The organism is Nitratireductor mangrovi (assembly GCF_007922615.2).
Classification (GTDB): domain Bacteria; phylum Pseudomonadota; class Alphaproteobacteria; order Rhizobiales; family Rhizobiaceae; genus Mangrovimarina; species Mangrovimarina mangrovi.
In genome coordinates this window covers 839,957-859,377 of sequence record NZ_CP042301.2, presented here as the reverse complement: position 1 = coordinate 859,377, position 19,421 = coordinate 839,957, and the positions used below count along the sequence as shown (strand labels likewise).

Below are 19,421 nucleotides of genomic sequence, written 5' to 3'. Positions count from 1 at the left end.
GCGGATGCCGTGACGCATTATTGGAATTGGCCCGGCACTTTGTAAAGGCGGGCTTCGAAACCTGACCAGAACAGGGTGAACGGGCGCTCCGCCTGTCACAAAGCCCTTACAATTGCCGGCGCGGCCAACAGCTGTGGAGCCAAAAGCTGGGTCTCAGAGGCCGATACCGGTTTCCTGCTTGATGTCCTTCAGCACCAGATTGGTACGAACATTGGCAATGCCCGGCAGGCGGAACAAAAAGCCCTCCAGAAAGGCGTTGTAGGCGGCGAGATCGTCACAAACGACCCGCAGGTGATAGTCCGCCTCCCCGGTGGTCGCAAAACAGTCGAGCACCTCCGGGCGCCCGGTAACCTCGTCGATGAAAGTGTCGACATGACCGTGATCGTGCCGGGTCAGCGAGACGTGAACGATGGCATGGAAATCCATGCCGGCCTTCTGGGTGTCGACCAGCGCCGCGTAGCGCCGTATCACACCGGCCTCCTCCAGCGCGCGCACCCGACGCCAGCAGGCCGAGGCGGACATCCCCGCCGCCTCCGCCAGTTCCTGGTTCGAGATGCGCCCGTTGCCTTGCAGGATGCGCAACAGGCGTCGATCCTGTGCTTCCAGTCTCGCCAAAGCCACCAGCTCCGTGAAAGGGTCGACCGCAATTGAGCTCAAGAATGGTACATTCTTTCAGCACGATGTCATGACGCCGTCAATCTGAACAGAAATTCCGACCGGTTTCGGTTAGGATTGAGTATCCGGCAACGGGAGGCTTTCGTGACCGCGCACCAACCTGTTCGCGACTATTCGCGCTATCGACTCGAGGATCGCTATTCGTCGACATCGGGCCGCGTGTTCATGACGGGGACGCAGGCTCTCGTCCGCATTCTGCTCGACCAGGCCCGCCGCGACCGTGCCGCCGGGCTGAATACCGCCGGCTTCGTATCCGGCTATCGCGGCTCGCCATTGGGCGGTGTCGACCTCGAACTGTGGCGCGCGAAGTCGCTGATCGCCGACAATGGCGTCGAATTCCTTCCAGCTGTGAACGAGGATTTGGCGGCAACGGCCGTGCTCGGCTCGCAGCAAGTCGAGACCGATGCGGGCCGGGAGGTCACTGGCGTTTACGCGATGTGGTACGGCAAGGGGCCGGGCGTCGACCGCGCCGGCGACGCGCTCAAGCATGGCAACGCCTACGGCTCGTCGCCACATGGCGGCGTGCTGGTCGTGGCGGGTGACGACCATGGTTGCGTGTCGTCCTCGATGCCGCACCAGTCCGACGTCGCCTTCATGGCCTGGTTCATGCCGACCCTAAATCCGGCGAGCGTGGCCGAATATCTCGAGTTCGGCGCCTATGGCTACGCGCTGTCGCGTTTTTCCGGCATGTGGGTCGGCTTCAAGGCTGTCTCCGAGACGGTGGAATCCGCTTCCTCCATCGAGATCCAGCCCGATCGTATTTTCACGGAACCCGACTTCACGCCGCCACCGGGCGGGCTTCACTATCGCTGGCCCGATCTCCCCGGTCCCCAGATCGAAGAGCGCATGGAGGCCAAGAAGCACGCCGTCTTCGCCTTCGCCGAAGCCAATCCGATCGACCGCCACATCTACGATGTGAAGAACGCGCGTTTCGGCATCGTCACCACGGGAAAAGGCCATCTCGACCTGATGGAAGCGCTGCGCCTGCTCGGCATCGGCGCGAAGGATTGCCGGCGGCTCGGCATCGACATCTACAAGGTCGGCATGGTGTGGCCGCTCGCGCGCCGCGACGCACTCGACTTCGTGCGCGACAAGGAGGAGGTGCTGGTCGTCGAGGAGAAACGCGGCATCATCGAAAGCCAGTTCAAGGAATATTTCTACGACTGGCCTGGCCACAAGCCGCGCGTCATGGTCGGCAAGAACGACGAGAAAGGTCAACGGCTGATCCCGTGGACGGGCGAATTGTCGCCGCGGCAACTGGTGCCGATCGTCGCGAAACGGCTCGACCGCATCTTCCCTGACGAGAAGTTCCTAGAGCGCGCCGACAAAATTGACAGCGAGCCTGCCATCTCGATCGCGGTCGAGGGCGCTACGCGGACGCCCTATTTCTGCTCGGGCTGTCCGCACAATACCTCGACCAAGGTCCCCGAAGGCTCGAAGGCCCTCGCCGGCATCGGCTGCCATTTCATGGCCAGTTGGATGGACCGCGAGACGACCTCGCTGATCCAGATGGGCGGCGAAGGCGTCAACTGGGCCGCCTCGTCGCGCTTCACCGGCAAGGGCCACGTCTTCCAGAACCTGGGCGAAGGAACATGGTACCATTCCGGTTCGATGGCGATCCGGCAGGCCGTCGCCGCCAAGGCGAACATCACCTACAAGATCCTTTTCAACGATGCGGTTGCCATGACCGGCGGGCAGCCGGTTGATGGCCCGGTCAGTGTGCAGTCGATCGCGCATCAGGTACGCGCGGAGGGCGTCGAGCGCATTGCCCTCGTCTCCGATCAGCCGCAAAAGTTCCGCACGAGTGACTTCCCTGCGGGAACGACGATCTACGACCGCCGCGAGATGGACACGGTCCAGCGCGAACTGCGCGGGATCGAAGGCGTGACCGTACTGATCTACGAACAGACCTGCGCTACCGAAAAGCGCAGGCGGCGCAAGCGCGGCCAGGCGGAGGACCCGAAGAAATTCGCCTTCATCAACGAGTTGGTCTGCGAGGGTTGCGGCGACTGTTCGGTGGAATCGAACTGCCTGTCGGTGGAACCGGTCGAGACCGAGTTCGGCCCCAAGCGGCGCATCAACCAGTCCTCGTGCAACAAGGATTTTTCCTGCATCAACGGCTTCTGTCCGAGTTTCGTCACGGTCGAAGGCGCAACACGCCGCAAGAAGACGGGCGTGGAGGTCGACCTCGCGCAGATCGCGGCCGACCTCTCCGAACCCGAGCTTGCCGCGCTTGACCAGCCGTACGACCTCTTGATCACCGGCGTCGGCGGTACCGGCGTGATCACGGTCGGGCAACTGGTCACGATGGCCGCGCATCTGGAAGCCAAAGGCGCCTCGGTGCTCGACTTTACCGGCTTTGCTCAGAAATTCGGCCCGGTGTTGTCCTACGTCCGTATCGCCAAGACGCCGGACCACCTGCATCAGGTTCGCATCGACAAGGGCGCCGCCGACGCGCTGATCGGCTGCGATATCGTGGTCTCCTCCTCGCCCAAGGCCTCGATGGCCTACCGGCCGGGCATGAAGGCGGCGGTGAACCTTGCCCAGATGCCGACCGGCGACATCGTGCGTCACCGCGACGCAAGCCTCAGGATCGACGATCGTCTCGCTGCCATCGCCGCCGCCGCGGGCGCGGACAACGTCCAGGCGCTCGACGCCAACCGAGCGGCGGAACGGCTCTTCGGTGACTCCGTATTCGCGAATGTCATGATGCTCGGCTTCGCCTGGCAGGCAGGGTTGGTACCGGTCTCGTTGGAAGCTTTGCGCCAGGCAATCGCGCTCAACGGCGTCGCCGTCGAGCAAAACCATCGCGCCTTCCTGCTCGGACGCGTGGCACAGGCTCATCCCGAGCGGCTGGCCAGGATCATCGAGCCGAGGGCGCTGCCACAGGAGACGCTCGACGAGATCATCACGCAGCGCGAGGCGTTCCTGACTGACTATCAGGACGAGCTCTACGCCGCGCGGTATCGGATGATCATCGACAAGGTGCGTGCCGCGGAGACCTCGCATGGTTCCGACAAGGTGACCAGGGCGGTGGCGCGCTCGCTGTTCAAGCTGATGGCTTACAAGGATGAATACGAGGTCGCGCGGTTGCACACCCGGGCTGGCTTCTCTTCAAGCCTCAAGGACGCGTTTGAGGGCGATTTCCGCATCGTGCACCATTTCGCCCCACCCTTCCTGCCCTCCGGCAAGGATGCGCGTGGGCGCCCGCGCAAGCGTGCGTTCGGGCCATGGATCAGGCTGCCGCTCGCTGTGCTGGCGCGCATGAAGAGCTTGCGCGGCACGGCGATCGATCCGTTCGGCTATTCCACCGACCGGCGTCTGGAGCGCGCATTGATCGGCTGGTACCAAAAAAAGATCGACCGGGCGTTGGAGGAACTTTGCGCGGACAATATCGATCGGCTCGCCGACGCCCTGGCCCTGCCAATGCAGATCCGAGGCTACGGCCCGGTCAAGGAGCGATCGGCGGAAAAAGCTAAAGACGAGATGGAGAAGGTGCTCCCTGGCTGAATCAGGAAGCCGCTGCAAGTCATTGCAGGCGTTGGGACATTGGAACTTGTGTCGTGGCCGGTTCGACACTTGCCGCGGACATCCGACGCCCCGCTTACCAGGGTTTCTTATGGTCGCGAAACTTGTCCCAGAGTGCTTGCAGACCAGTCTCAAGCTCTGCAAGATCACGCGCCTGCCAGCCGCGAATGGCACCGCAGGCGGCATGCAAGCCGCGTGGCGCCTCATCATTCGCGACCGCCTGCAGCAGGCTGGCCGTCGTCGCCATATCGTTGTAGCGACCAAGACCGTCCTGCAACCTTGACAAGGACTTGGCATAAGCCGCCGCCTTCTTGCCCGTCGCGCAGATCGGCAACAGGAAATCGGTCAAATAGCGCAGCTTCTTCACCGCCAGCCGCAGTTCGTGGCGCTGTTCCGTGGACATCCTGTTGAAACGCTTGCCACGCTTCAAGACCTTGCGATGCTGTGCTTCGAGCACGGTCGCGGCGAAGCCGCCTGCCGGCGCCTTCAGCGTCGACAGTGCCTGTTCTGGAGCCGCAAAGCCCCAACTGCGGCGCTCGATCCAGCGTGCCAGCATAAGCTGGAAGCGTTGCGCCCGCGGGTCGGCGAGCGCGGCGCGCGCCTTGGCGTAGCCACCCTCCCGCTGGCGCGACGCCGCATCGCGCAATGCGTTGAAATCGCCACCCTCCGGGCAAGAGCGCTCGACCGCATAAATCGTCTCGCAGAGGAATACATCCCAGTTGCGCGCGTCGCCATGCTGTGAAGCCAGCCAGCGCGCGTCGCGCCCGAAAACCGCCGCCTCGGGCGCGCCAATCGCCTTGGCCATCACCTTCAGGATCGCCCGCAACCGCCGCAGCGCGACCCGCACCTGATGCACCCCCTCGGGATCGCGGCCGTCAATCGCAGCGGGCTTGTTTTCCAGAAGGTGCCGCAAGGAAGCGCCGAGAATCGAGGCCAACGCATCGTCAAGACTGGCCTTGCGGTCGACGCCGGATTTGCCTGGCTTGACATAGGCCGGCGGCCGGTCGAGCGCGAGATCGAAGCCGCGCGCAGCCTTGCTGCGCAGGCTGACGTCGGCAGGGCCGTGCTCGATCAGGTCGAGCGCCAGGTCGTAGAGTGCCGTTGGTTCGCCGCTCTCAAGCTCGAATTCGAGCTCGCTGATCGGGGCGGTGCGATCGTCGGCCACGATCCGGCCCTCGTCGACAGCCAACTCGATCGAGGCGTCAGGCAGATCGAGCATGCGCGCGCGGCGCCTGACCTCGGTGGCAAAGATCGGCCGCAAGGTTTCCTGCGCCACGTCCGGAAAGTCCTGAGGGAGTTGCGAGGCAAGCATGGCGATCGCCGGTTCGATACCAGGCACGGATGCCTCCCATTCACCGCGGCCGAGCAGGTCATTGTCGACGGGCCCCGTCGACTTGACCGTCATGGTGTAGCGGCTTCCCTTCTTCCGCACCCTGAGCACGAACCCCGCTCGCCAAAGGGCGCGGTCGGGCGTATCGTAGTAGACCGCGTTCAACTGGCGCACGGTGCCGCGATTGCGGGCATGCCTCTCTATGACGTCTGACGAAGATAGCGCGGCAAGACGATCGGCCGGCACGATCAGCTTCAGTTCGGTCTCGGTGCTGGCGCCGTTGCCGCCGGAGGCTTTTGCGGAGGCTGTATGTTCTAGATGCAAGGTCATCGGAACGTCCCGGCCATCATCTGCCCGCAGCCGCGCAAGGTCGGCGATCCCCCGGACAGCTTTGCCGGCAAGGTCGTAAAAAACCGCCCATGGGTCAAGGAAAATGCGGGCAAAGCTCGCGCCGCGCGGCGGAGCGGACAGGCCGGGCGGAAACTCTGAATTGCCGGTCGGGGATTCAGAGTTCTGAAGCGGCGCGCTATGGCTAAGTGCTTGAAAAGACTGGCGCGAGTGACGGGGCTCGAACCCGCGACCTCCGGCGTGACAGGCCGGCACTCTAACCGACTGAGCTACACCCGCGCTGCTAACGGGCGGCACCTGCGGCACCGCCGTCGTGGCGGGTCAATTAAGCGCTTCACGGGGGAGTGTCAAGCGCGGCGGGAACGAATGTCGTTGCTTGTCCGCATAGTCTTGCACATCGGCGCCGAACCGCCTAAATCCCGGCGGGTCGGGCGATTAGCTCAGTTGGTAGAGCGCTTCGTTTACACCGAAGATGTCGGCAGTTCGAGCCTGTCATCGCCCACCATTCCAAGCTCTTGATATTGCCTAAAGCTTCTGGCGAAGGCTTCCTGCATGCCCTTTGGCCTGCGCGCGGGTTTCTGCGCCGCGATGCGGAACGGAGGCGTTGACGGCGCCGCAGCCCTTGTAGCCGCCGCGGAGTTCGATCTGCCAACCCATCGCACTTCAACCAGTGCGAGCAATCGAGCGCCATCGTCAACGTGGTCCAACGGTTTTCCGATCGGAAAAGCCGCGTTGCACAATCTTTGGCCTTGCGGGCGCGGTGGCCGAAAAATAGTCTTTTTCGAGTGGCCGTTCCTCCTGGACCGGCACCGCACCTAGCAGAGGGCAAAAATCATGAACATCGAGATTTCTCGCACGCTTGCCGGAGCTGCCTGCGTGGCGGCGATGCTGGCGGCCTCACCCGTCATGGCGCAATCTAAGACGCTCACTATCTCCTGGTGGGGCTTCAATGGCGATAAGCTGAACGAATTCATCGTGCAACCGTTCCAGGAGCAATGCGGCTGTGAGTTGGTCTTCGAAACCGGCAACAACGCCGACCGCCTCAACAAGATCAAGATTCGCGGTGGCGCCGGGGTCGACGTCGCCTATTTCACCGATTCCTACTCGCAGATCGGCATAGAGGAAGGCCTGTTCCAGCCGGTCGACCGCTCCAAGGTTCCCAATATCAGCGGCCTTTACGAAATGGCGCAGGCCCCGCAGGGCGAATATGGTCCCGCCTATTCGATCGGCCGAGTCGGTATCGTCTATGACGCCGCCAAGGTCGAACCGCCGATCACCAGTTGGAGCGATCTGTGGCGCGATGATCTGAAGGGGCAGATCTCGCTTCCGGGCATCACCACGACGGCAGGGCCGATGGTCGTCATGATCGCCGGCGACAAGGCCGGCACCAATGCATTCGAAAACGACGATCCGGCCTTCGCCGAAATCGAGGCTCTAAAGCCAAACGTGGTCAAGAACTACAAGACCGGTTCGGAAATGATCAACCTGTTCTCGACCGGCGAGATCACGGTGTCACTGGCTCAGGACTTCGCGCTCGCGCAGCTCCAGGCCGCGGTGCCGACAGTGGTCTGGGCCGACCTCAAGGACGGCGCCATCGCCACGCTGAACACGGTCAACATCCCCAAGGGGTCTGAAAATGTCGAGCTTGCGCACGAGTTCATCAACTTCATCCTCGACCCGGAACGCCAGAAGACGCTTGCCGCGAACGGCGTCGACGCGCCGGTGGTGAAGTCGGTCGAGCTGACGCCCGACCAGGCCAAGCAGTGGACCTATGGCGCCGAGATGATCGACAATCTCAAGCGTGTCGACTACGCGAAGATGAACGCCGCCAAGGCCGGCTGGATCGATCGCTGGAACGAGGTCTTCGGCATGTAACCGTATCCCGCTGACGTCAGCGGGTTGATGAATGTGGCGGGCCGCCTTGGGGCGGCCGGCCACGATCGCAGCAGGAACGCTCCAGACTTATGCCGCCCCGCGGCGGTCGTCCGTCCTTCGACATCCGGGCCACCCGATCATGTTCAAACGCTTCGCCGGCTGGATGCTCGCCTCCCCCGCCACCCTTGTGGTGGCGCTGTTCCTGGTGCTGCCGGTGTCGCTGACGATCGCCACTACCTTTGGTGACCAGTCAGGCCTCTTCGCGCCCTATCTCGACTTCCTCGACAGCGGCTTCCGCCGCACGGTGCTGTGGCGCACCCTCGAGGTCTCGCTCGCCACCACCGCCATCTCGCTGGTGCTCGGTTTTCTGACCGCCTACGTGGTCTCCAAGGCCCCGGGGCGACTGAAAAGCATTCTGATCATCGCAGCCGTGTTCCCGCTCCTGACCGGCGTGGTCGTGCGCTCCTTCGCCTGGCTCATCATCCTTGGCCGCAATGGAATCCTGAACAATTTCCTGATCGGCATCGGCGTGACCGACGAGCCTTTCTCGATGCTCTACACCGAAGGCTCCGTGATTATTGCTATGGTCTACCTGTTCACGCCGCTCATGATCCTCACCGTCATCGGCGTGCTTGAGAATATCCCGGAAGACCTGCTCCAGGCCTCCGCGTCCCTCGGCGCCACGCCGGCAGCGACCTTCCGCCAGGTGGTTTTTCCGCTGGCCGTGCCCGGATTGATCGTCGGTTCGGTGCTGGTTTTCACCGGCTCGTTCACCTCCTATGCCACCCCGCAGCTTCTCGGCGGCGAGCGCCAGATGATGATGGGAACGCTGATGTACCAGGCCGCCATGGTCAATTTCGACTGGGTCAGCGCCTCAACCATTGCTGCCATTATGGTCGTCATCACCGTGTCGGTCGTGCTTGCCATGACCCGTATCGCCCGGCGGCTGAACCCGATGACGACGTGATGAAGAGCCAGACGCCCCGCGCCCTGATTGCCTTTGCGGCCCTGGTCTACGTCTTGCTGGTCGGTCCTCTGATCATCGTCATCGGCGCCGCGCTGTCCGACACGACCTATCTCACCTTTCCGCCGCAGGGTCTGACGCTGAGATGGTTCGAGAACATCTTTGAGATCAGCGCCTTTCGCCGCACCATCGTCACCAGCCTGGAACTCGCCTTCCTGGCAACCGGGCTGGCGTTGCTGATCGGCATTCCCGCCGCCTACGCGCTCAATCGCTACCGCGTGCGTTTGCCGTCGTGGCTGTCCACCGTCTTCGTGCTGCCGATCCTGGTGCCGGAGATCGTGCTCGGCTTCTCGCTCCTGAAGTCGGTCGCCGTCGGCGCCTCGCTGCCTATCTTCCTGTCGCTTCTGATCGGCCACACCTTGCTTGTCCTGCCCTATTGCGTGCGGGTGATTTCGGCCAGCCTCGCCTCATTCGACTTTTCGATCGAGGAGGCGGCGATCAGCCTCGGCAGTCCGCCAGCGAAAACGTTCTTCACGATCGTACTGCCCAACGTCCGCTCTGGGGTCATCGCCGCCTTCATCCTCGCCTTCATTACCTCGATCAACGACGTGTCGACCTCCCTCTTCCTCACCGGCCCCGGTATTTCCACCCTGCCGATCCAGATCCTTGCCCATGTCGAGCAGTTCTTCGACCCGACGATTGCCTCGGTGTCGGTGCTTCTGATGTTCCTCACCGTCGGCGTGATGGCAGTGGTGGAGCGCACTCTCGGCCTGACATTCCTGACGAAGTAGATCGCATGACCCAACCGCTTTCCGTAGAAAACGTGACCGCCCACTATGGGACCACCAAGGTGCTGGAAGACTTGTCGCTTGCCGTCGAAGCCGGCGAACTGGTTTCGCTTCTCGGCGCCTCGGGTTGCGGAAAGACCACGACGCTCCGACTGATCGCCGGCTTCCTTGAGCCGACCAGTGGCGCAATCACGCTTGGCGGCCGCGACCTGACGCGGCTTCCCGCGCACCGCCGCGACATCGGGCTCGTCTTCCAGAACTATGCGCTGTTCCCACACCTTTCCGTGCTCGACAACGTCGCCTTCGGGCTGAAGCAGCGCGGACTCCCGCAGGCCGAGCGCGAAAAGCGTGCTCGCGCCATGCTCGATCGTGTCGGGCTCTCGGAACTTTCCGACCGCCTGCCCGGCGCGCTTTCGGGCGGACAGAAGCAGCGCGTGGCGCTCGCCCGGGCACTGGTCATCGAGCCACCGCTGCTGATGTTCGACGAACCGCTATCCAATCTCGACGCCAAGCTCAGGATCGACATGCGGGTGGAAATCCGGCAGTTGCAGCGAGCCAACGGCACGACTTCCGTCTACGTCACCCACGATCAGGAAGAGGCGTTCTCCATTTCCGACCGGGTCGCAATCATGAACGCCGGGCGCATCATGCAATTCGATACGCCCGAAATTCTTTACCAACGGCCCGCCAACGCGTTCGTCGCACGTTTTGTCGGTTTCGAGAACCTGATCCCGATGAAGGTGGCCGAGCGCGAGGACAACAAGGTCACCGCCGAGGCGGCAGGCGGGGCGCGGCTGCACCTCGACCAGGCGCGCTTCGGCGAGATAGCCGACGATTTCGTGCTTGCCACCCGCCCGGATGGGCTGGCGGTCAGCGCCGACCCGCAAGGCGAGGGCATTCCGGCGTCGCTCGGCCTCAGGACCTATCTCGGCCGGGCCTACCAGTATCAATGCGAAACAGAGGCGGGTAACCTGATCGCCAACGGCCCGCTTTCCGTGCCGTTGCAGACCGGCGCCAGGGTCCGGCTGGTGCCGGTGGCCGACCAGTGCTGCATCCTGGCAGCGGAGCGGTGATGACCACTCTCATCACCAACGCTACGCTGCTTGCCTGCACACCCGACATGCCGGTGGTCGAGGGCGGCTTCGTGGTTGTGGAAGGGACCGCGATCGCCGCTACCGGCGACAGCCCGGCGCCCGAAATTCCTGGCGCGGAGGTCGTCGATGTCGGCGGCGACATCATCATGCCGGGCATGGTGAATCCTCATTGCCACATGGCGATGACGCTGTTTCGAGGGCTCGGCGAAGACGTCGACGACCGGCTCTACCGCTACGTACTCCCGCTGGAGCGCAAGTTCGTCACGCCGGAGATGGTGCGCACCGGCACCGCGCTCGCCGCGCTCGAACTTATCGAGGGCGGCGTCACCACGGTCGCCGACATGTACTATTTCGAGACCGAAGTCGGCCGGGTCGTCGACAAGGCCGGCCTGCGCGGCGTGGTCGGCCAGACCATCGCGGATTTCGACCCGCCCGACCACAAGACCATCGATGAGGGCTTCGCGCTGACCGAGGCCCTTGTGGCCGAGTTTTCCGGCCACCCACGCGTGATCCCGTCAATCGCCCCGCACGCGCCCTATTCGACCGACATCACGGTGATGAACCGGGTCGCCAGATGGGCCGACGAGCATCCGGACGTTCCGGTCCAGATACACCTCGCCGAAATGGATTCGGAAATGGAATGGTGCGCAAAGACCCATGGCTTGCGCCCGGTCGAGGTCGTCGAAAAAGCCGGCCTGCTTCGCAAGGGACTGATCTGCGCTCACTGCCTGCACGTTTCGGAGAGCGACATCAAAAAGATGGCGCATGCAAAGGTCTGTGTCGCCCACAATGCCCGCTCCAACGCCAAGGCCGGACGCGGCATCGCGCCGGTCGAGGCGATGCAAGCGGCGGGTCTGCCGGTCGGCATCGCCACCGATGGGCCGATGAGCGGCAACACGCTCGACCTTTTCGCGCAGTTTGGCCCGGTGACCATGTTCCAGAAGCTTCTCGGACACAGCCGCAAGCCGATGCCGTCGGTAGAGGTGATCCGCATGGCGACGATCGAAGGCGCTCGTGTACTCGGCCTGGACGGCCGCATCGGCTCACTGGAACCGGGCAAGGAGGCCGACCTGATCCGCATCGATCTTTCCGCCCCACGCATGCAGCCAGTCTACGACGTTTACGCGACGCTGGTCTTTTCGGCGATGGCCGGTGATGTACGCGATGTAATGGTCGCGGGACGCTGGCTGATGCGCGACCGGGTGGTCGAGACCGTCGAACGCAAGAAAGCGATGCGGGACGCACTGCAGACCGCCGTGCGCTTCAAGGCCGAAATGTCCCGCATCGACGCCGCCGGCTGAGCCGCTGGACCGCGTGATCGCTCGCCGCCGTTGCGTGCTCGATTGGCCTCGCATCGATCGAACCGGCGGCCACCATAAGGAGGAAAAGATGAGCGCACCGTCAGCCGAAAAACTTGCCGCGGTCCTTGACCATATCGATGCCCATCTCGACGCCAGCGTCGAGCGGCTGTTCGACTTGATCAGAATCCCTTCCGTCTCCACCGACCCTGCCTATGCCGAAGACTGTCGACGCACGGCGGTGTGGCTCGCAGAAGATCTGAAAGCGATCGGCTTCGACGCCTCGGTGCGACCGACCGTCGGCCATCCCATGGTGGTCGGGCACGCGGACGCCAGCACAGGGCCGCATGTGCTCTTTTACGGCCATTACGACGTGCAGCCGGTAGATCCGCTGCCCTTGTGGAACTCCGACCCGTTCGAACCGACGCTTGTGCCACAGGAGAACGGCGATACCTGGATCGTTGCCCGCGGCGCTTCCGACGACAAGGGACAACTCATGACCTTCGTGGAGGCTTGCCGCGCCTGGAAGGCGGTGACCGGCAGCCTCCCGGTCCGCGTGTCGATGCTGTTCGAGGGTGAAGAGGAATCGGGCAGCAAGAGCCTCGCACCGTTTCTCGATGAGGCGGGGGAAGAGCTGAAGGCCGATATCATGCTGGTCTGCGACACCGACATGTGGGACGACAAGACGCCGGCGATCACCACCATGCTGCGCGGCATCGTGCAAGAGGAATTGACTATACGCTGCGCCAGCCGCGACCTTCATTCCGGCATGTTCGGCAACGCGGCCCGCAACCCGCTACAAGTGCTCTCGGATGCGATTGCCACCCTGCGGGCGCCAGACGGCAGCGTTACGCTTGACGGATTTTATGACGGCGTCCGGCCGCTTCCTGGCGAGGTCGAAGAACGCTGGAAGCGGCTGCCATTCGATCAGAAGGGCTTTTTGAACGATATCGGCCTGTCGATCCCGGCGGGGGAAACCGGCTATTCCGTTCTCGAGCAGGTCTGGGCGCGGCCTTCCTGCGAGATCAACGGAATGTGGGGCGGCTACACTGGTGACGGCTTCAAGACGGTGATCCCCGCCGAGGCTCACGCCAAGATTTCGTTCCGCCTCGTGGCTGGGCAGGACCCCGAGAAGATCAGGGCGGCATTCCGCGACCATGTCCGCGCGCACGTCCCGGCCGACTGCAGCGTCGCGTTCGCCGTGCATGGTGGCAGTTCGGCGACGGTGATGCCGATCGACAGTCCCCTCCTCCAGAAAGCACTCGGCGCGCTGTCGGAGGAGTGGCAATGCGAGGCCGCGGTCGCCGGCACCGGCGGTTCGATCCCGATCGCCACCGTCTTCAAGGACCGGCTCGGAATGGATTCTCTTCTTGTCGGCTTCGCCAAGTTTGACAACCGCATCCACAGCCCGAACGAGAAATACGACATGTCGAGCTTCCACAAGGGCATTCGCTCCTGGGCACGCATCCTGGCGGCCTTTGCCGGCCGCCAGCCATGACGCGCGTGAATGCCACGAAAAGCCCCGTGAAGCGCGAGGTGCCCAGCGCATGAGTGAAGCCACGGCACGCCCGGTCTTCATCGACACCGACCCCGGCATCGACGACGCCGTGGCGATCCTTTTCGCTCTTGGCTCGGCACTCTTCGACATCCGCGGCATCACGACGGTCGCCGGCAATATCGGGATCGAGACGACGACGCGCAACGCCTGCCGCATCCTGGCACTCGCCGGCCGCAGCGACATTCCCGTCGTTGCCGGCGCCTCCGCCCCGCTGGCGCGCCGGGGTTTCGATACCGCCGATATTCACGGCGGCGACGGTCTTGGCGGCGTGCCCTTTCCGGAACCCGCAGCGCCGCCGCTCGGCGGAGATGCGGCTTCGTGGCTTGCCGAGCGCCTTCTGAAGCACGAGCCGGGAACATTCGACATCCTCGCCCTCGGTCCGCTGACCAATCTCGCCAAGCTGTTGCGTGATGCACCGGAGGCCGCGGGCCGCATCGGACGCATTGTCGCCATGGGAGGCGCCGTCGAGGAGCCCGGCAATGTCGGGACGCATGCCGAGTTCAACTTGGCCGCCGACCCCGAAGCCGCTGACATGATCTTGCGGAGCGGGCTCGACCTGACACTGGTCCCGCTCGACGTAACGCGCCGTGTTCGCGCCTCGCGTCCGTGGGTGCGATCCTTGAGGGAGACGGGAACCGTAGCGGCAGCGGCCTCGGCTGACCTGATCGAGGCCTATTTCCAAACGACCACGGGCGGCGAAAGCCGCCCCCTCCACGATCCTTGCGTCATGCTTTTCGCCATTCGGCCGGATATCTTCTCGTGCGAGCGCTACGCGCTGACAATAGATATCAGCGACGGCAGCGATGCCGGCGCGCTGCAGCCCGCCGAAGATGGCCCGATTGCGAGCGTTGCGATGCGCGTCGATGCGGAAAGGGCGCTCTCACTGCTGCTGGAGACACTGGGCCGGCGCTGAGCGTCAGCCTGCCCCCAGTTCCAGTTCGACCAGCCGCGTCCAGAACCTGACACCCGCCGGGATCGCCGCATCGTTGAAATCGTAGCGGCTGTTGTGGTGCAGCGCGCCATTCTCCGCCGGCCCGTTGCCGAGCCAGACATAGGCTCCAGGCACATGCGATGAAAAGACGGCGAAGTCGTCGCCCGCCGTCGACGGTGGGAACGCCGTCACCACCCGGTCCGTTCCGACGGCCTTTTCGGCCGCCAGTTGTGCGATTCGCGTTACCTCCGGATCGTTGACGACGGGCGGAATCTGCCGGAAATAGCGATAGTCGCAATCAACACCGAACATCGCAGCGGTCGACCGCGCCAACCCGCCGACCTCCCCCTCCAGCAGGTCGCGCACCTCGGCCGAATAGGCCCGGGTGGTGCCGCCGATGCGGGCTTCGTCGGGAATGACGTTCAGCGCGTCGAAATCCCCGGCGGCGAGCGCGCAGGCGCTGACTACTGCTGGCTCCAGCGGATCGACGCGGCGTGCGACGACGGTGTGGATGGCGGTGAGGAAGTGGCCGGCTGCGGTCACCGTATCGCGGCCGAGATGTGGCTTGGCGCCATGCGTGCCAGCGCCGCGGAACGTCACATGCCAGCGGTCGGAACTCGCCAGTTGCGGTCCCGCGACCACCGCGATCTGATCCGGAGCCAGGCCCGGCATATTATGCAGGCCATAAACCGCGTCGACGGGATAGCGTTCGAAGAAACCGTCATCGATCATCGCCTTGGCGCCGCCCCTGCCCTCCTCGGCGGGCTGAAAGACAAAATGTACCGTACCGCGAAGATCGTTTCGTCGCGCCAGGGCCCTCGCCGCACCCAGCAGCATCACCGTGTGGCCGTCATGGCCGCAGGCATGCATACGGCCATCGACAACCGATCTGTGCGGCCGTTCGACTGCGGTCTCGCTCATGGCGAGTGCGTCCATGTCGGCGCGCAGCGCGATGCGCCTTCCCTTCTCGCCCGCACTCAGGGTGGCGACAACGCCTGTCTTGCCGAGGCCGTTGTGGACCTCAAGTCCCGCCTCCGAAAGCAGCTTGCGCACGAGCGTGCTCGTGCGCTCCTCCTCGAAACCGAGTTCGGGATGCGCGTGAAGATCGCGCCGCAATGCGGTGAGAAACGCGATTTCGTCATCTTGACCATGGTCTTGCCCCGACGCCATCACTAAACTCCCGGTACGCCATTCGGTCCTGCCAACGATGCTGAACGCTATTGGCCCGTCACACATCCAAATCTGCAACAGAAGGCCAAGCCTTGCCAATCGCTCCGCACGAATTCTGGCAGGAAATCTTCCCGCCACACAGCTTTTCTGCCGATGCGAAAGGCCAATACCGTGACTTCTTTCCCGCGACCTTGCCAGACGGTCGTCAGTTCCTTCTGCCGATCCGGGTTCTGCCGGGCGGAAGCGGGCGCGCGGTTGCCTCGCTCATCGTCAACCAGGCGAGCTTTGCCGTGGAAGACGCCCTCGCCGAGGCCATGACGGCGACCCTGCGACCCCTCTCGCCGGACGTCGTGGTAGGCGTGCCGACCCTCGGCCTGCCACTCGCCAATGCTGTGGCGCGGCGTCTCGGTCATGCCCGCATGGTAGCGCTCGGGACGTCGCGGAAATTCTGGTACGATGAGAGGCTCTCGGAGCCGATGTCTTCGATCACCAGTCCCGGGCACGAGCGCACGCTGTTTCTTGACCCACGGATGTTACCATTGCTGGACGGCCGTCGGGTCGTGCTGGTCGATGACGTCATCTCCACCGGCCGTTCGACGCTGGCGGCGGTGCGGCTGCTTGAGAAAGCCCGTATCCGCCCTGTCGCGCTTTGCTACGCCATGGCGCAGACTGTCAGGTGGCGTACGAGCCTGGCTGAACACGAACGGCACCTGCCGGACCTCGTGCGCGCGGCGGTCACGACACCCTTGCTCGCAGCCGGGACTGACGACGTTTGGCTGCCCTTGTCCGACGAGTAGTCACAACCGTCCGGCAATCCGTCGCAAAAGAAAAGCCGGGCAAGCCCGGCTTTTCTGGACATCGATGATTCCGCGTCTCAGTTGACGGCGTCTTTCAGGCCCTTGCCTGCCGAGAACTTCGGCACGTTGCGGGCCGGAATCTGAACCGGCTGGCCGGTCTGCGGATTGCGGCCGGTCGATGCCTCGCGCCGCGAAACCTCGAAATTTCCGAAACCGACGAGACGGACGTCGCCGCCCTTCTTGAGTTCCCCGGTGATCACAGAGAACACGGCTTCAACGGCAGACTGGGCGTCGCTCTTCGAGAGGCTGGCCGCTTCGGCGACGGCCGATACGAGTTCGTTCTTGTTCATGAAATCCTCATTCGCTGAAAAACCGCATTTGTCGCGACTCAATCCGCCGCGCCCGGACTGTAGGGACTCGCGCCGCCACAACCAAGCAGCAAATCGGCTAAATACCGGAAATGCGCGGTTTCGCGGGCGTTTTCCAACGAAAAAGCCGGGCGCAAGGCCCGGCTTTCCACTCATGGTTGCGCACAACCTTCGAGACGGCTAGTGCGCGAGGCTCTGCGCGCCGGCATCCTCGGCCGTGGACTTGGCGGCCTCGACGGGTTCGACCCATTCGATCGGCTCCGGCATGCGCTCCAGCGCATGCTTGAGCACCTCGCCGACGCGCGCGACCGGAATGATCTCCAGCCCGCTCTTCACATTGTCCGGTATTTCGGCCAGGTCCTTGGCGTTCTCCTCGGGGATCAGTACCTTCTTGATACCTCCCCTGAGCGCGGCCAGCAGCTTTTCCTTGAGGCCGCCGATCGGCAGCACATGGCCGCGCAGCGTGATCTCGCCAGTCATGGCGACATCCTTGCGCACAGGAATACCGGTCAGCACCGAAACGATTGCCGTCACCATCGCCACGCCAGCCGAGGGGCCGTCCTTCGGGGTCGCGCCCTCGGGCACATGGACGTGGATATCCTTCTTGTCGAAGGTTGGCGGTTCGATGCCGAAATCGACAGCCCGGGAGCGGACATAGGACGCCGCCGCCGAGATCGATTCCTTCATCACGTCGCGCAGATTGCCGGTGACCGTCATCTTGCCCTTGCCAGGCATCATGACGCCTTCGATCGTCAGAAGTTCGCCGCCGACCTCGGTCCAGGCAAGCCCGGTGACGACGCCCACCTGATCCTCGCCTTCGGCACGGCCGAAGCGATAACGCGGCACGCCGAGATAGTCGGCCAGGTTCTTCTCGGTGATCTTGACCGACTTCTTGCCGGTCTTGAGGATCTCCGTGACAGCCTTGCGCGCCAGCTTCATCAGTTCCCGTTCGAGATTGCGCACGCCTGCCTCGCGGGTATAAGTGCGGATCGCGAGACGAATGGCTTCCTCGTCGACCGAGAACTCCTTGGGTTGCAGCGCGTGATCGCGGATCGCCTTGGGCAGCAGGTGCCGCTTGGCGATCTCGACCTTCTCGTCTTCGGTGTAGCCGGCGATACGGATGATCTCCATGCGGTCCATCAGGGCCGGCGGGATGTTCAGCGTGTTGGCCGTCGTCACGAACATGACGCTCGACAGGTCGTACTCCACCTCCAGATAGTGGTCCATGAAGGTCGAGTTCTGCTCAGGATCCAGCACCTCAAGCAGCGCGGAGGACGGATCCCCGCGGAAATCCATGCCCATCTTGTCGATCTCGTCGAGCAGGAAGAGCGGGTTGGACTTCTTGGCCTTCTTCATCGACTGGATGACCTTGCCGGGCATCGAGCCAATGTAAGTGCGCCGGTGGCCGCGAATCTCGGCCTCGTCGCGCACGCCGCCGAGCGCCATGCGGATGAACTCACGGCCGGTGGCACGCGCGATCGACTTGCCGAGCGAGGTCTTGCCGACGCCGGGAGGGCCGACGAGGCACAGGATCGGCCCCTTCAGCTTTTTCTGCCGGCTCTGGACGGCCAGGTATTCGACGATGCGCTCCTTGACCTTCTCGAGCCCGTAGTGGTCGGTGTCGAGAACCTCCTGAGCGAAATGCAGATCCTGCTTGACCCGCGAATTCTTGCTCCACGGGATCGACAGCAGCCAGTCGAGATAGTTGCGCACGACCGTGGCCTCGGCCGACATGGGCGACATCGTGCGCAGCTTCTTGAGCTCCGCGTTCGCCTTCTCGCGCGCTTCCTTCGACAGCTTGGTCTTCTTGATGCGTTCCTCGAGTTCGGCCATCTCGTCGCGGCCATCCTCGCCTTCGCCGAGCTCCTTCTGGATCGCCTTCATCTGCTCGTTGAGGTAGTATTCGCGCTGCGTCTTCTCCATCTGGCGCTTGACGCGCGAACGGATGCGCTTTTCCACTTGGAGCACGGAAATCTCGGCCTCCATGAAGCCCATCGCCTTCTCAAGGCGCTCGCGCACCGGCAACGTGGCCAGCATTTCCTGCTTCTCGGGGATCTTGATCGCCAGATGCGAGGCGATGGTGTCGGCCAGCTTGGAGTAGTCCTCGATCTGGCTCGCGGCGCCGACGACCTCGGGCGAAATCTTCTTGTTCAGCTTGACGTAATTCTCGAAGTCGGCGACGACCGAGCGCGCAAGCGCCTCGATCTCGACCTCTTCCTCCTCGGGCTCGTCCAATATCTCGGCATGCACCTCGTGGAAATCCGCCCGATCGGTGAAATCGGTGATGCGAGCGCGCGACGCGCCTTCCACCAGCACCTTCACCGTGCCGTCTGGCAGCTTCAGCAGCTGAAGGACGTTGGCCAGTGTACCGACCTCGTAAATGGCATCTGGAGCCGGGTCGTCATCGGCGGCATTCATCTGCGTGGCAAGCAGGATCTGCTTGTCCGCACCCATCACGTCTTCGAGCGCCTTGATCGACTTCTCACGGCCCACGAAAAGCGGCACGATCATATGCGGGAAAACGACAATGTCCCGCAGCGGGAGGACCGCGAAGACATTGCCCGACGAAGCGCCGGTGGACCGGGTGGATGTGGTCATATTCTTGCCTTTCATTCCACGGCCGCCAAAGAGCCAACCGCGAATCTCATTTTAGCGGCAGCGCGCCGTTCCGCCTATGATTGCGTTACGCAAATCCAC

Annotated in this window: 14 protein-coding genes and 2 tRNA genes; 10 read left to right on the top strand and 6 right to left on the bottom strand. The window is 63.6% G+C overall.

The features are described from left to right. Positions 1-153: 153 nt before the first annotated feature. Positions 154-615, bottom strand: a complete 462-nt coding sequence (locus tag FQ775_RS04135; protein WP_246730263.1) for an Lrp/AsnC family transcriptional regulator — start codon at positions 613-615, stop codon at positions 154-156. 144 nt (positions 616-759) lie between these two features. Here FQ775_RS04135 and FQ775_RS04130 point away from each other — a divergent pair, with 144 nt between their 5' ends. Continuing rightward, positions 760-4,185, top strand: a complete 3,426-nt coding sequence (locus FQ775_RS04130; RefSeq protein ID WP_146299504.1) for an indolepyruvate ferredoxin oxidoreductase family protein — start codon at positions 760-762, stop codon at positions 4,183-4,185. Between the two features lie 94 nt (positions 4,186-4,279). Here the strand turns inward: FQ775_RS04130 and FQ775_RS04125 are convergent, their stop codons facing one another. Together FQ775_RS04125 and FQ775_RS04120 are read right to left on the bottom strand one after the other, a co-directional pair. After that, positions 4,280-5,863, bottom strand: a complete 1,584-nt coding sequence (locus tag FQ775_RS04125) for a CYTH and CHAD domain-containing protein (protein ID WP_146299505.1) — start codon at positions 5,861-5,863, stop codon at positions 4,280-4,282. Positions 5,864-6,083: 220 nt separating this feature from the next. Continuing rightward, positions 6,084-6,160 (bottom strand) — tRNA-Asp (locus FQ775_RS04120). A gap of 150 nt (positions 6,161-6,310) precedes the next feature. Between FQ775_RS04120 and FQ775_RS04115 the strand changes: the two genes are divergently transcribed. From FQ775_RS04115 to FQ775_RS04080, 8 genes are all read left to right on the top strand, one after another. Next, positions 6,311-6,386: transfer RNA gene (locus tag FQ775_RS04115), tRNA-Val, on the top strand. Positions 6,387-6,715: 329 nt separating this feature from the next. Continuing rightward, positions 6,716-7,756 carry an ABC transporter substrate-binding protein gene (locus tag FQ775_RS04110; protein WP_206064825.1) on the top strand — a complete coding sequence of 347 codons (1,041 nt, stop codon included), beginning with the start codon at positions 6,716-6,718 and terminating at the stop codon, positions 7,754-7,756. 139 nt (positions 7,757-7,895) lie between these two features. Next, entirely contained in the window at positions 7,896-8,723 is an 828-nt protein-coding gene (locus FQ775_RS04105; protein WP_146299507.1) for an ABC transporter permease, read from the top strand. Further along, on the top strand, positions 8,723-9,511 hold the full coding sequence (locus FQ775_RS04100; protein ID WP_146299508.1) for an ABC transporter permease: 789 nt from the start codon (positions 8,723-8,725) through the stop codon (positions 9,509-9,511). The genes FQ775_RS04105 and FQ775_RS04100 overlap by 1 nt, the downstream gene beginning before the upstream one ends. 5 nt (positions 9,512-9,516) lie before the next feature. Next, positions 9,517-10,581, top strand: coding sequence for an ABC transporter ATP-binding protein (locus FQ775_RS04095; protein ID WP_146299509.1), 1,065 nt, complete (start codon positions 9,517-9,519; stop codon positions 10,579-10,581). Beyond that, on the top strand, positions 10,581-11,903 hold the full coding sequence (locus tag FQ775_RS04090) for an amidohydrolase family protein (RefSeq protein WP_146299510.1): 1,323 nt from the start codon (positions 10,581-10,583) through the stop codon (positions 11,901-11,903). The genes FQ775_RS04095 and FQ775_RS04090 overlap by 1 nt, the downstream gene beginning before the upstream one ends. An 88-nt stretch (positions 11,904-11,991) precedes the next feature. Then, positions 11,992-13,398 (top strand): dipeptidase, encoded by a 1,407-nt coding sequence (locus tag FQ775_RS04085; protein ID WP_146299511.1) that lies wholly within the window; start codon positions 11,992-11,994, stop codon positions 13,396-13,398. 49 nt (positions 13,399-13,447) lie between these two features. Continuing rightward, entirely contained in the window at positions 13,448-14,371 is a 924-nt protein-coding gene (locus FQ775_RS04080; RefSeq protein ID WP_146299512.1) for a nucleoside hydrolase, read from the top strand. A 3-nt stretch (positions 14,372-14,374) separates the two neighbouring features. On the opposite strand, the gene FQ775_RS04075 is transcribed toward FQ775_RS04080, so the two are convergent. After that, complete coding sequence (locus tag FQ775_RS04075; RefSeq protein ID WP_146299513.1) at positions 14,375-15,559, bottom strand: M20 aminoacylase family protein; 1,185 nt, start codon at positions 15,557-15,559, stop codon at positions 14,375-14,377. Between the two features lie 92 nt (positions 15,560-15,651). Here FQ775_RS04075 and FQ775_RS04070 point away from each other — a divergent pair, with 92 nt between their 5' ends. Beyond that, complete coding sequence (locus tag FQ775_RS04070) at positions 15,652-16,356, top strand: phosphoribosyltransferase (protein ID WP_146299514.1); 705 nt, start codon at positions 15,652-15,654, stop codon at positions 16,354-16,356. A 77-nt stretch (positions 16,357-16,433) separates the two neighbouring features. Here FQ775_RS04070 and FQ775_RS04065 read toward each other — a convergent pair whose 3' ends face one another. After that, positions 16,434-16,706 (bottom strand): HU family DNA-binding protein, encoded by a 273-nt coding sequence (locus FQ775_RS04065; protein WP_146299515.1) that lies wholly within the window; start codon positions 16,704-16,706, stop codon positions 16,434-16,436. 198 nt (positions 16,707-16,904) lie between these two features. After that, positions 16,905-19,322: an endopeptidase La gene (lon, locus tag FQ775_RS04060; protein ID WP_146299516.1), complete on the bottom strand. Its 2,418-nt coding sequence runs from the start codon at positions 19,320-19,322 to the stop codon at positions 16,905-16,907. Positions 19,323-19,421 lie beyond the last annotated feature (99 nt).